Annotated in this window: 12 protein-coding genes; 1 reads left to right on the forward strand and 11 read right to left on the reverse strand. The window is 33.0% G+C overall.

Features of this window, described 5'->3' with window-relative positions; all coding sequences use genetic code 11:
• From BJS11_RS03380 to BJS11_RS03405, 6 genes are all read right to left on the reverse strand, one after another.
• Entirely contained in the window at positions 1 to 723 is a 723-nt protein-coding gene (locus tag BJS11_RS03380; protein WP_069994523.1) for an energy-coupling factor transporter transmembrane component T, read from the reverse strand.
• A gap of 1 nt (position 724) precedes the next feature.
• A complete protein-coding gene (locus BJS11_RS03385) occupies positions 725 to 1,309 on the reverse strand; it encodes an MptD family putative ECF transporter S component (protein ID WP_069994524.1) in 585 nt (194 codons plus the stop codon).
• Positions 1,310 to 1,635: 326 nt separating this feature from the next.
• A complete protein-coding gene (locus tag BJS11_RS03390; protein WP_069994525.1) occupies positions 1,636 to 3,360 on the reverse strand; it encodes a glycosyltransferase family 2 protein in 1,725 nt (574 codons plus the stop codon).
• Positions 3,361 to 3,504: 144 nt separating this feature from the next.
• Positions 3,505 to 5,193 carry a teichoic acid ribitol-phosphate polymerase TarL gene (gene tarL / locus BJS11_RS03395; RefSeq protein WP_069994526.1) on the reverse strand — a complete coding sequence of 563 codons (1,689 nt, stop codon included), beginning with the start codon at positions 5,191 to 5,193 and terminating at the stop codon, positions 3,505 to 3,507.
• Between the two features lie 99 nt (positions 5,194 to 5,292).
• Positions 5,293 to 6,321 (reverse strand): zinc-binding dehydrogenase, encoded by a 1,029-nt coding sequence (locus BJS11_RS03400; protein WP_069994527.1) that lies wholly within the window; start codon positions 6,319 to 6,321, stop codon positions 5,293 to 5,295.
• Positions 6,314 to 7,030, reverse strand: coding sequence for a D-ribitol-5-phosphate cytidylyltransferase (locus BJS11_RS03405; protein WP_069994528.1), 717 nt, complete (start codon positions 7,028 to 7,030; stop codon positions 6,314 to 6,316). The genes BJS11_RS03400 and BJS11_RS03405 overlap by 8 nt, the downstream gene beginning before the upstream one ends.
• Before the next feature lie 569 nt (positions 7,031 to 7,599).
• On the opposite strand from BJS11_RS03405, the gene BJS11_RS03410 reads away from it, so the two are divergent.
• The gene (locus tag BJS11_RS03410) at positions 7,600 to 8,937 is read left to right on the forward strand and encodes an aspartate aminotransferase family protein (RefSeq protein ID WP_069994529.1); all 1,338 of its coding nucleotides are present in this window, start codon (positions 7,600 to 7,602) and stop codon (positions 8,935 to 8,937) included.
• Between the two features lie 217 nt (positions 8,938 to 9,154).
• Here the strand turns inward: BJS11_RS03410 and BJS11_RS03415 are convergent, their stop codons facing one another.
• Genes BJS11_RS03415 through pgsB form a run of 5 tightly spaced genes read right to left on the reverse strand, consistent with a single transcriptional unit; the run spans position 9,155 to position 13,595 of the window.
• On the reverse strand, positions 9,155 to 10,747 hold the full coding sequence (locus BJS11_RS03415; RefSeq protein WP_069994530.1) for a gamma-glutamyltransferase: 1,593 nt from the start codon (positions 10,745 to 10,747) through the stop codon (positions 9,155 to 9,157).
• Between the two features lie 2 nt (positions 10,748 to 10,749).
• Positions 10,750 to 10,908, reverse strand: a complete 159-nt coding sequence (locus tag BJS11_RS13770) for a hypothetical protein (protein ID WP_167351805.1) — start codon at positions 10,906 to 10,908, stop codon at positions 10,750 to 10,752.
• A complete protein-coding gene (locus tag BJS11_RS03420) occupies positions 10,898 to 11,968 on the reverse strand; it encodes a CapA family protein (RefSeq protein ID WP_069994531.1) in 1,071 nt (356 codons plus the stop codon). The genes BJS11_RS13770 and BJS11_RS03420 overlap by 11 nt, the downstream gene beginning before the upstream one ends.
• Positions 11,969 to 11,983: 15 nt before the next feature.
• Positions 11,984 to 12,436, reverse strand: a complete 453-nt coding sequence (gene pgsC / locus BJS11_RS03425; protein ID WP_069994532.1) for a poly-gamma-glutamate biosynthesis protein PgsC — start codon at positions 12,434 to 12,436, stop codon at positions 11,984 to 11,986.
• Position 12,437: 1 nt separating this feature from the next.
• A complete protein-coding gene (pgsB, locus tag BJS11_RS03430; protein ID WP_069994533.1) occupies positions 12,438 to 13,595 on the reverse strand; it encodes a poly-gamma-glutamate synthase PgsB in 1,158 nt (385 codons plus the stop codon).
• Positions 13,596 to 13,698: the final 103 nt, after the last annotated feature.

Raw genomic sequence — 13,698 nt, forward strand, 5'->3', positions numbered from 1 at the left:
TCACAAGATATAGTAAGTCGTGCCAAGCAATATTATTAAAATAGCGCACAGCCAATCAAACCAACGTATTTTCAAATCAATGATTGATGTTCTGCTATATACTAGATTCAATCCTCGTGTAACGGAAGCTACTGTTAATTCATTTCCTATTTTAATAACACTATTTAATAGTGGAACAATGCGATATTCAATATATACCATAGGTTTTTTGAAGGCTAAACGTAGTGAAATACCTCGCATTTTCATTGCATCTTTGATAGCTGATGACTCGGCTTTAATGGTCGGTAGAAACCTAAACATCACCGCAATTGGAATCGTAATTTTCCGCGGTATTTTCATACGCTCTAAGCCTAGAATCAACGTTTCAACTTGCGTTGTTGTATATATATAATATCCCATAACAAGGGACGGTAAAAAGCGTGTAATAACGCCTGATGGTACGAAGATAAGCAGCGTGGCAATTTGCTGTTGTCCTTCAATGACTACAAATGCCTCACCATACCATGCTAATGTAATGATTCCTGTGCATGTGATGCCGTAGCTATATTTACCGGCTAAGATAAGTAACAGTGCAGGTATCAACATGACGATGAGTCTAAGTACAATTTCATGACCCGTTGTACCACCTGTCAGTGCAATCAATGAAACGATGAGCATCATTAAAATCTTAATCCTGGGATCCAAATTAAATATATGATTATGTGCTAATATTTGATTGCGCATATTAAATCATACCTGCACGTTGGAAATGTTTTTTTAGGACATTTTTTGCAACAACGACACCAATCCAAGCACCAATAATCGTAGTTGCAATGATAACTGGAATCATGCCTAGTGAAAAAATAGACTCAACTGTAGCTTCATAATCTGTTCCATATTTTTCTTGGATAAATGCTAAATATGAATGTCTCATAAAATAAAACGGCAGCAAATTACCTATCGGCCAAAATGAAAATACAATATAACCTATGCAATTCAATTTCCAACTTTTATACTTACCTATAGACATAATCATATCTGCAATAATAATAACTGGTACGCTTAGAATCAAAGCCATCCACGGGTGACCCATTATCGCTAATATTAAACTTACGACAATACCACATATCGTCAACGCACCAAATTTTTGAGTTTTCATAATAAGTAGCATGATGGGTATGCCACCTATTAAACCGATCATGGCAGGAAGTAAAAGCATGAATATGGGGATAATGCCTAAGATACCTGGAGGTGCTATAAAAATGAAGTATACTGCCGTAAAGAGGCCTATATTTATTAAATCTTTTATGTCAATTTTGCTATTTTTCATCGGCTACTCCCTCTTTACTTCAATCTAAAATCATAAATTACTTAATTTATTTCAAAGGTACTATAATTGAAAATTATTATCAATCTTTGCGAATTATAAAAAGTCGGACAGAAACTAACTTTTATAAAAAAGGTACGTTGTCACGTCCCGACAAAGATGGTTAGGATCAAAATGTTTATCTGAACTGAAGCTTATGCGTAAGTCTCTCTAACTCAATGAATGATGTAGTGAAACTTCACATTTATTATACAGTCATCTTCTGCTAAATTGAAAAAGAAATCTGAGACATCTATTTATGTCCCAGACTCCCTATTATTCTCTACTAATTAAAATTTCAAAACTAAATTTGGCGTTTCAATTCTAAACGGTTTTTTCAAGTCTCTATCTTTCACTTTTTCTGAAAGCGACAGGCTATAAGTCAATGTTTCTCCTGATGTATCATTTGTTAAATAACCGTGCATAAATGAGTTCGATAAAACTAAAGCCGTCAAACCTTCCGACAAGACATAATTAAATTCTAAACTACGCAATTGTATTGTTTGTTTATCTTTCACGCTCGTTTCAATCATCTTGTTTAATTTATTAGGCGTAACGTAGAAAGAAAGATTATCAAAGTCCTTAGTGAAATATGGCGTGAATCGATAATATTGTTCCTTACTGCGTGCAATTGTACTAGTTTCTTTGCTGTAAGGATACTTAACACGTTTACTACCAATTCGTTTTTCGATTGTCATATTATCAACGCGCATTTCTAAAAATAAATCCCATACTTTTTCTTTAGTAAGATATGGAATCACATCATTCATTGCTGCCTTAAATTTGAATTTATTTTGATCATTGATTGTTAATGGAATATAAATAAATTCTTTTTTATTGCGTGATAATAATTTAAGCTGAATCATTGTTGCTACGTGATTCGGATTGATAATTGAACTTAAAAATTCTAATTCCATTTCGAAACCTTGTTCATCAAATTTAAATTGCGACATCTTTATATCTGGTTTAACTAACTTACTAAATTTGAAAAATGGTTCATCCTTATCGAATTGTATGTGTAACTCACCATCTTGTGCATAATAATTATAAAATCTACCATTTTTATAACTTTCCTCAACCATTTGATAACGTTTCATGTCTTTTAAACGCGCATAGTGCAGCAATGGTTTTAAGTCATCTTTAACTAAGTTATCGACATCATTAGGCACTTTTCGAATAAAGTCACCTAATGCATCCATCCAAGCTTCTTTTTTATCATCAGCAATTTTTAATGAGAAATTGTTTGTTCTTGAAAATGAAAAATGTCTATCTATAAAGTATCCTAATACTTCGTATGGATTTTCCAATGGACTTTCTAATATTTCCTCGGTAATTAATCCCATAACTTTGTAGAAGTCTTTAGGCGCAACATAGGCAGAACTCATATGCTCCCCTTCACGTTTCGTAGCATAATAATACGGTTTATCTGCAAGAACTGCAATTTTATCTGCATTAACATAAGCTTTCATCGTAAATAGTTGATCTTCTGCACTACGTAAATCTTCTGGGAAGTCAATGTGATTGTCACGTAATAACGACGTTCTATAGAACTTAGTTGGACTTAAAGTATAAATAATTCTAGAATTAGCTAATGTCACTTCGTCCTTCGTTTCTTTAAACATGGACTTAGGTACCCCACGTCCATTTACACCTTCCATTTTCACTAAGACAACGTCGGCTTGGTTTCGGTCTATAAATTGTGATACATCCATCAATGTATCTTTGTGAATATAATCATCAGAATCAACGAAAAATACAAATTCACCTTGAGCAATGTTCAATGCAGTATTTCTTGGTTTACCTGGACCGCCAGAATTCGTTTCAAGTTTTTCAATAATTAAATTCATTTTATCTTTAAACTTATTTGCGATATTTATGGTTTGATCTGTAGAACAATCATCCACTAATATCACTTCGAAATCCTTCTTGTCATACGTTTGTTTCTCTATACTTGTTAAAAGTTCAGATATATACGTTTCAGAGTTATAACTTGGTACTATGATTGAAAATTTCATGTTCCGCCACCTTATAAAAAATGAGTTAAATACAAGCAATATTATCCTTTAAGCATGTCACTTTCTATATGCATACCAATTACGACCGTTTTATTGTTGTACTTAACTCATATATTTTAAATGCTATTTATATCGGCATTCATATTAACTGCCAAATATATTTCTGACTAATCGTTCACTAGAACGTCCATCTTGATATTTAAAGTGTTTATCTAAGAATGGTTCTACTTTTTCAACTTCAAAATCTTGCTGATCTAATGCAGTTATCAATTCACTAAATGATTCTACAATTTTACCAGGAACAAAAGTTTCATATGGTTCATAGAAATCACGTGAAGTAATATAATCCTCTAAATCAAACGCATAGAATAGCATCGGACGTTTAAATACTGCAAATTCATATACTAGTGACGAATAATCACTAATCAAAATGTCTGTAATAAATAAAATATCATTTACTTCTCTAAAATCAGAAACATCGATGAAATAGTCTTGATATTCTCTAGGAATATTTAATCTATTTTTTACAAATGGATGCATTTTGAATAACACTACTGCATTATTTTCACGACAATAACGTGCAAATCTCGCGAAATCTATTTTAAAGAATGGATAGTGCGCGGTATGATGTCCACTTCCTCTAAAGGTTGGTGCAAATAAAATGACCTTTTTCCCTTTAACAATTGGTAATTCTTCTTCCATTTCTGCAATGATTTGTTTTTCATAGTTTTCATCAAATAAGATATCTGTTCTAGGCACACCAGTTGGTATAATATTTTGTTCTTTAATACCGAATGCCTCTCCATAGAAAGGAATATCTGTTTCTGAAGATACAAATGCTTTGGTATAATTTCTATGGTTTACTGAGTTGAAGAATGGGCCACCTTTTTTACCGGCACGACTATAACCGACAGTTTTAAATGCGCCTACAGCATGCCAAACTTGAATAATTTCTTGGCTTTTTCTAAATTTCACTGTATACAGTAATGGATGAAAATCATCGACAAAAATATAATCTGCTTTTCCTAATAAATATGGAAATTTAAATTTATCAATAAAATTACGACGTGCTGAGATATTAGACTTGAATAACGCGTGTATTTTATATTTTTCATCTAGATTTTGACGCAACATTTCATTATACACATATTCAAAATTACCTGACATTTCCGACCTTGAATCAGATGTAAACAATACCGTATTACCTTTTTTCAAATGGAAAAACTTAGTTACTTTGAAAATCGTTTGAAATACAAAGTTCCTCACATTATATGAGTATTGATTATACTTTAACTTTAAATCTCTAATTTTTTGTTTAAGTGGATTCATTTTTGGTGTAGGTGCTTTGAAGTTTATATCTAAAACAAATTCATTCACTTCACTAGAAATCATAGGTTTAACTGTATACTCCGTCTTAGTAGAGTTACCACCTTTTCTAAAAGTATACATAAAATGCTCTAATAACAAATTATTTTTACCGTTTTGCGTTGTTTCTTCATCATATAATTCAAGCTGTTCTTCATCTAATTCATACTGTTCAAGTTCTAATAAAGATTCATTGATATGTGCAATATAATCAAATTCACCTTTATATACGATTAAATATTCACCAGATGGTAAATAATTTCCGTCATCTAATATCGCAACATTAAAGCGTGCTCTAAATTGATTGCCTTCAATTTTTACATCATTTGCTTTCAGTTCTTTCGTTTCAGTCAAATTTCTTAAAACGAAATGCTTTTTATTAATTGCAATATCTTCTACATGACCTTCTATAAATAATTGAATTCTTTCCCAATAAATATTATCAATTATTATTTTAGATTTATTCAATTTAAAAATTCCTCTCTTTGTACAGCTACCTGTTCATATCTTTGTTATATAGGTAAAATATATATTCTTATACTTTACTTACACCTACTTTATTATTAATTACATGGTCCATTTAATAACTGTTTTTCCCCATGACGTTGATAAATCTGTTTCAAAGGCTTTAACAGCATCGTTAATTGTTTTCACTTCAAATTCGCTACCTTTAAGTAACGATAATTTTTCAACAACATCTGGGTTATTTTTATAAAATTCTGCAATGTCTCTGAAATCTTGAGCGCCACTTCTACTACTACCACTCAAAGTAATACCCTTTTCCAGCACTAATCTCGTATTAACTTCAATTGGATACTCACTTACACCTAATAGACAAATCGTGCCTTCCGGAGCAATTATATCGATAATTTGATTTACTGCTGATTGACTACCCTTGCCGCCGACACATTCAAACCCATGGTCAAATGTAACGTCATCTGGAACATCATGTATATGATAGATATGATCAACAAATGAAAAATGGCTAAGTTTATAGTCAGTTTTACCAAAAACAGAAATCTCAGCATTTGGGTATAGTTTACGTAATAAAATAGCTGTAATATAACCTAAGTTACCATCACCCCAAATACCAAAGCTGTTTTTATTTGCATTCGATTTACGCTCGAAACGTTGGATTGCATGCCAACTAACACTGACTAATTCCGAATATGCAATCGTACTTAAGTCCTCAATACTTTCATCGATTTCGACCACACGATCATGATCCATAAACACATAATCTTGCATAAATCCATCAAAGCCACTTGATCTAAATTTACTGCTAGGTAAATAGTTTTCTGCTATAACATCATCTTTCTCTATTGGCGTATTTGGCACTAAAATTACTTTAGTACCAATTTCATATATACCCTGACTGTCATAAACTACTTCACCAACACCTTCATGAATTAAAGACATTGGTAGTTTCTTTTTTAAGACTTTTTCGTCTCTGCTACCTGTATAATAGCGTTGATCTGCAGCACAAATAGACAAATATAATGGTCTAATAATAACTTTATTACTCTTAACATCTTCGTTATTGTAAGTAACCTCAAATTGTCTAGGTGCCACAAGTTGATAAACTTGATTAATCACTCATCATCCCACCTTTAATGATTGAATTTGCGACTTTAAGATCATAAGGTGTTGTAATTTTAATATTATAAAGTTCACCCATAACTAATTTTACTTGCTTATTACCTACGACAAGAATTTTACATGCGTCTGTCATAATTTTTTTGTCGTCATCTGACAGTTCGTTATAACTATTTCTTAATAAATTAATATTAAATGATTGTGGCGTCTGACCTTGATACATTTCACTTCTAACTGGTATAGATTGTATAGAATCTCCATCTTCTGAAGTGATAATTGTGTCAGTCGCAGTTATTACAGTATCTACTGCACCATATTCTAATACATTATCTATGTTCTCTTTGATGATACGACGCGTTAAGAATGGTCTAACGGCATCATGTGTCACGATAACATCTTCGTCCGTAATGCCGTGTTCTGCTTCTGCAGCACGTATAATGCTCATGATTGTTTCATTTCTGTCAGATCCGCCTTGGACAACCTCAACTCTTGCATCATCAATATTATGTTTGCGTAATGTATCTTTCGTATGTGATATCCACTTTTGTGGTGTTGCAATATATATTTTATCAAATTCACTTGTTAATAAAAATTTCTCTACCGTATGCACTAATATTGGCTTTCCGTCCAAGTCTAAAAATTGTTTTGGAAGTGGTACGTTACCCATACGTGAACCTATACCACCTGCTAAAATTCCACCATAAATCATATTCTTCCTCCTAAATAATTATACTATATAATTGTTGTTTTAGTCTTAACTCTATCTATATCTAAATATGTTCTCATTTGTTAATAATTTAAAGATTTTGCGCAATTAAGATATCTACGTAAGATATTTATTCCTCTGTTAATATATCAACTTCTTTTTAATTAGGATATTGATATAAGATATTAATTCTTATGCATAATATATCAACTTTCTTAGGCTATTTCTACTTTTTTCATTATTAAGTAACCATAATAACATTACTCATATAACTTTTTCACATATTTCTACTACTCGTTCAGTAACTTTGTAAATATTCTATGTGTTAATTTACACATATTTGGCGTTATTCAACATTAATTTTTCAGAATATATTTACAATTCCGAATTTTATTAGTATATTCGTACGTATCAACGATGATTTAGCATATTTTTACAGGAAAACGATGCTTTATCTGACCGAAATAAGTTCGATAGCTACACGATTTTAGAATGTTATGAATCGTTTTAAAAGCTATAATTAGTAATTTTTGTCAAAACATTCTAATGGTAAACACTGGGAGGGCAACATTATGAATAAATCAGAGCAATTGATTCATGAAGATAGTAAATATTTCGCAAAACCAGGACGCATTAAATATTATCCTTTAGCCATTTCACATGGGTATGGTGCGACACTTGTTGATATTGAAGGCAATACATATATTGATTTATTGGCTAGCGCAAGTTCACAGAATGTCGGACATGCACCCAAGCCTGTCACTGAAGCTATAAAAGCTCAAGTAGATGAGTTTATACACTATACCCCTGCTTACATGTACCACGAACCACTCGTTAAATTAGCTAAAAAGCTTTGCGAAATTTCACCTGGTTCATATGACAAACGTGTTTTATTTGGACTATCTGGTTCTGATGCCAACGACGGCATTGTTAAGCTAGCAAGGGCATATACAGGAAGACCTTATATTATAAGTTTTGTTAATGCTTATCACGGTTCTACATATGGTTCGCTTTCTATGTCTGCCATTAGTTTAAATATGCGTAAACATTATGGACCAATGTTACCAGGCTTTTACCATATTCCTTTTCCTGATAATTACCGTGGAATGTTCGGAAACACGCAACCTAATAGCGTAGATGAATATTTAGCACCACTTAAAGAAATGTTTGAAAAATACGTACCTGCCGATGAAGTTGCTTGTATTATGATAGAAACGATACAAGGTGACGGTGGATTATTAGAGCCTGTCGATGGTTACTTTGAAGCATTACAAGCGTTGTGCAAAGAACACGGTATTTTACTTGCAGTCGATGATATTCAACAAGGTTTAGGTCGTACTGGCAGTTGGAGTTCTGTGACACACTATAATATAGAACCAGATCTCATTACTTTTGGTAAATCATTAGCTGGCGGCCTACCAATGTCTGCGATTGTGGGACGTAGTGAAATCATGGATTATTTGGAACCACCAGCACACCTATTTACAACTGGTGCAAATCCTGTTAGTTGTGAAGCAGCATTAGCGACTATTTCAATGATTGAAGATCAAGATTTATTAAGTGCTAGCACAGAAAAAGGAGATTATGTACGTCAACGTATGGATCAATGGGAGTCACAGTATCAAAGTGTTGGAGACGTTAGAGGGAAAGGCCTATCAATTGGCATCGATATTGTTTCTGATAAACAAAACAAAACACGCGATGCTGATGCCGCGCTGAAAATTTGCAACTATTGCTTTGACAATGGTGTAATTATTATCGCCGTTGCAGGTAATGTACTTCGATTCCAACCACCATTGGTTATCACTTATGAACAATTAGATACCGCTTTAGATGTTATAGAAAATGCCCTTCGAGACTTAGAATCTGGTAAATTGGATAATTATAATATAGATGGACAGGGTTGGTAACGTCTGACAAAAACGATTTTGTAACGTGCTGACGCCTAGTGAAATAATATGAGTGATAGACTATAGGCTCGAGCCATACCCTAGACAATCATACACGGTCAAAATCGGAATATTCTATATATAAAGAGGACAAATCCATTGTTAAGGATTTGTCCTCTTATTTTGAGATTGGCGATTTATGTCCCAACCTTGTTTTAGTTTTTATATACCTTTTGTTTTACCTATTACCAACATCATGACCAATTTCGACTGACTGATCATTTTTGTTATATAGCGCCGCTTGAATACTACCAAAGTTTGGATCATTGCGTTTTTCTTCAATTTCAAATCCTAAACTCTTAAATATATCAATATCTTGCTTATTGGTCGCATTCTCATAGAAAATTTTGCCACCATCGTTATAAAAACGTGGTTTGTCTATAGATTCTTGTAAAGTACCATCACCTCTTAGGTAATCTATCAACACTTCATTAATGGTTGTTGGAATTTTGTTACCACCAGGTGTACCAATACCCATGTAGTAATCAGGACCAACCACAATACTAGGTGCAGTAAATGAACGCGGCTCTTTATGTTTATCTCCGTAGTTTGGACTGGATGGATTAGAAGAGAAGTTCCCTAAAGAGTTGTTCATATAGAACCCTTCTTTCATATACTTACCAGAACCAAAGAAGCTTGCTAACGTATTTGTGGTACTCGTCAATTTTCCATCCTTATCAATAACCACAAAATGTGTCGTACTTGTATTATCTACATTATTCGTATTGAAATTACTATTAAAATTAACTTCATTCAACTTACCTAATAAATAATCTTGCGATAAATATTCATCAAAGTCTTGATCTTGTCCATTTATAATGTCACGGTTTCTGTACATCAATGCTCTGGATTTTAGAATACCCGTTATGTAATCCAATCGATTGTCTGGTGCTTCTTGATTATCTGTCGCCTCATCAATTTCCAATCCTTGTAACATTAACGTACCACCTAATGGATTAGATGCTGAATAAATTTTATTATTTAAATAATCTGTACTTACAGGTTCTTTTTTCTTTGTTTTATAGCTCTCAAAGTCTTTCGTTGAGAGTTTGTCATCTAATTGCTTAGACACACTTTCACCAATCTCATCGTAGAAATAATCTGGTCCTTTATCTCTAATGCCTTTAATAGTCTTAGCTAGTGCCGGTTGTTTTACAACATCACCTTCTCTTTTAGTTTGTTTACCATCAAAGAATGGTGAATCTCTATCGACATCCGAACCGTACAATTTAAGACTTCGCTCTAACTCAGAATCTACTTCAAAGCCATCTTCTGCCAATGGAATCACGTAGTCGAGAATTTTCTTCTCATCCATTTTTCCTGCTTCTTTATGTGCATCGTGCAAGCCACGTACAAAACCTGGCGTACCAATTTCATCTTTTTGTTTAAAATTAAATGACGAAATATCCTTATATTGCCATTGCTTAGGTGCAACATTCTCTTGTCCATCATAAGATAGCATCGCACCTCCACCGCCTAAACCAGAGGAATGTGGCTCAGTAATGGCTAAAGCATAAGAAACACCCATAGAAGCATCAACTGCATTACCACCATCTTTTATGATTTTTTCACCCACGCGTGTTGCTATTGGATTATTTGAAGCGACACCGTAATTTTTATCAGAAAGATCTTGTTCATGATCCGCTATTTTATTCTCATATAGATTATCTTTATTATAATTGTCTTTTTTCGTAATCATAAAAAAGAGAAATGATATAAGGATGGTAAGGAGTAATATTACGATGAGCGTTTTCTTTTTATAAATACTCATACTTATGCTCCTTTAGATAGATAATGATGGTGCGTTGTTTTTAGCTCACTTTGCTCATATTGATCTAAACCTTCATTTGCTCTTGCAAATACAATTAATAAGAAAATGACTAATACAATTGAAATAACAGTTATGCTTACCCAATGTTTTTTAATGTTCATATACGTAACCTCCATTCTCTTTTTTAAGTTCAATACCATTGCCTTTAATATTATTTAGTAATTTTCTTTCTTCAACTGTATTAGGCGTTGACTTCGTGATTTTTCCACCTTGTGATTTGATTGGTGTGACCATAAATTTAGATTGTTTGCCATTCCAATTTTGCTGTACCACTAAACCTTGTTTATTTTTAGATAAAAAACCTTCAGAAGTGACATTGCCTAAACTATAAAAAATATCGGTATGCTTATATTTTTCAATTTCTTGAATGACTGAATTATGACCGATAATAACATCAGCACCTGCATCTGATAATGAATGCGCATATTCCTTTTGCCTAGTCGTTACCGAACGTTCATCGGTGATGCCCCAATCTACGTTGACAACAACAAAATCATTTTTCTCTTTTAATTTTTTAATTAGTGGAACATAGATATTTGGTTCCAAACTAATTGAAGTTGTATTTTTGATTGGATCTGTATAATCAGATTCAACATCTGTAAATGATACATTCGCAATTTTTTTACCTTTTACTGTTTGTTGTACCGTTTTACTGTTGATGGGATTGGAACCATTTCCCGTCAGATAATTGTAGCCAGCTTGAGATTCTACAGATTTCATAAAATCTCTTGCAGTTATATTGTCAGTTACTTCGTTAATCACACTTAAGCTTTTGAAGTTTAAACCTTTTAAAAATAGTACATTTTCTAGATTTTTGTTGATATTCGTTTTTCTATCATTTGAAAATTTTGCCATTTTCAAACTTGCAGTTGAATAATCACTACCTTTTAAAACATCACTGATAGCTGCAAACGATTCCTTTAAATTATTCTTTCGAATATGTTTATTTAAGTCGACATTTCCTAAATACGTAAACTTGATTTCATTTTGTCCTTTACCCATTGCTTTAACTGGCTCGACTTTTTGAGCTGTGACTGCAAATACTAGAAGTACAAGTGCAATAGCTAAGATTACGCCAGTGTAAATTGAATTTCTTTTTTTGTGCCGCTTCGTCCACTTGAGTATGCGTTCTTCTATTGAAAATTTCTTAGTTTTTTTCATAGTTTATGCTCCTTACTAGTTGATAAAACTATAAAAGAATAGGATGACGTAAGTTATACATGTTAATAGCATACATGTCGACAAAGTAATAATGACACCTTGTTTTTGAATTGTGTTGGCTATAATTCCTGGAATAACGACACCAATGCCTGACATTTCAACCATCTCAAATGGAGTTAAAGGGTAAATTAAATCAAGAACAAACTTTAATACCATACCTGTAAGAATCATCGCAGCAAATTTTCGACGTCCGTATAAAATCACGAAACGGCTGATGCCGTGATTTACAATAAAGTATGTAATACAACTGATTACCAGTACGGATAATAACATGACCGGCTGATCAAAGATTAATGCTAAATATCCTGGTACTACTAAACCAGCAGGGCTGATACCAAATTTTTCGGCAAATATTAAACTCAATACGATGCCTACAAATAATGAAAAATATAACTCTGAACCTATCATATTATTTGATCCCTTCTATATACTGTGCTATTTGTTTACCTGGTCCGTGAATATTACCTACACAGAACATCAAGGCGTTATGAGATTCTTCGTAAACTGCACGTTCAACCTCTGTTATATCTCTACCTTCAAAATTTAAATACTTTTTATCAGGTTGACCGCTCATGACATCAGTCACCATTTGCGTACTCTTACCAGTACAGATTAATGTGTCGAAATCAACTTCTGTAATAAAGTCTTCACAGAATTGTCTTGTTCTATCTACTCTATCAGAACGACAGTTTAGGATAATTACAATTTTATTGTAAGGATAATTATATGTTTCTACTTTGTTCAAAATTGCCTTTGTTGACTGTGGTTCATTCGCTGCAAATGCATTTACATATACATTGGTCGTTTGGTTTGCGTTGTAGTATTTAACTTCCACTGCACCAACGTCTGGTGGTGCATTCAGCATACCGGATAATGCGGTTTCCCTATCGATACCTAACGCTTCTGCAACGCCCATTGCAATCGCAACATTGTCTGGGAATACAATATAGCCAAATTTTCTTAGAAATGATTCTGGCACTTCATCTTTATCCACGACAATCAATTTTGTCTTTCTTCTTTTTGCAACTTTTGCAAAAAACTTTGTATAATCATCTTTCATCACAACTAAATGACCTCGATAAGGAATTGTCGCAGTAAAGGCCTCTGCAACTTCATCTAAAGTAGGACCTAAGACATCCATATGATCTTCCATTACATTTACTATGACACCGATATTGGCTTTAACGAGATCCTTTTGGAATGTAATTTGATAATCAGGGTTAACAGCCATACATTCATTTACTAAGGCATTCCCTTTCTGTCTTACAACTTTGCGTATGATGTCACGTTGTTCCCCAATATTTGCACCTTGTGGCTTTCTATGTACAGGAAATTCTTTCGGTGTAAACCAATACAACATTCGAGCATCTGTTCCAGTTGTTTTACCAATAACACGATATTCATCTTCACGCAAAATACTGTAAATCAATCTTGTAATTGTAGATTTTCCTCTAATACCATTTATATTGATGCGTACAGGAATTTTTTCCAGTCTGTCAGAATGTCGTCGTTTCTCGACAATACCTAACCAAAGAATAAGTCCTACACAAATTATGATAAGTAGCAAATGTTTGTCCCTCTTTTCAATCAGACTGATATTTTTGTATGTATAATGTTGAGAAATAATGATTGATTAACATAATGAACATGATTCCTTTATAATTCGTTTA

It is taken from the genome of Staphylococcus caeli, assembly GCF_900097965.1.
GTDB lineage: Bacteria > Bacillota > Bacilli > Staphylococcales > Staphylococcaceae > Staphylococcus > Staphylococcus caeli.

Coding starts and splice junctions, on each gene's coding strand:
- BJS11_RS03380 (WP_069994523.1), bottom strand. CDS start 723: ATGCGCAATCAAATATTAGCACATAATCATATATTTAATTTGGATCCC.
- BJS11_RS03385 (WP_069994524.1), bottom strand. CDS start 1,309: ATGAAAAATAGCAAAATTGACATAAAAGATTTAATAAATATAGGCCTC.
- BJS11_RS03390 (WP_069994525.1), bottom strand. CDS start 3,360: ATGAAATTTTCAATCATAGTACCAAGTTATAACTCTGAAACGTATATA.
- BJS11_RS03405 (WP_069994528.1), bottom strand. CDS start 7,030: ATGATTTATGGTGGAATTTTAGCAGGTGGTATAGGTTCACGTATGGGT.
- BJS11_RS03410 (WP_069994529.1), top strand. CDS start 7,600: ATGAATAAATCAGAGCAATTGATTCATGAAGATAGTAAATATTTCGCA.
- BJS11_RS03415 (WP_069994530.1), bottom strand. CDS start 10,747: ATGAGTATTTATAAAAAGAAAACGCTCATCGTAATATTACTCCTTACC.
- BJS11_RS13770 (WP_167351805.1), bottom strand. CDS start 10,908: ATGAACATTAAAAAACATTGGGTAAGCATAACTGTTATTTCAATTGTA.
- BJS11_RS03420 (WP_069994531.1), bottom strand. CDS start 11,968: ATGAAAAAAACTAAGAAATTTTCAATAGAAGAACGCATACTCAAGTGG.
- pgsC (WP_069994532.1), bottom strand. CDS start 12,436: ATGATAGGTTCAGAGTTATATTTTTCATTATTTGTAGGCATCGTATTG.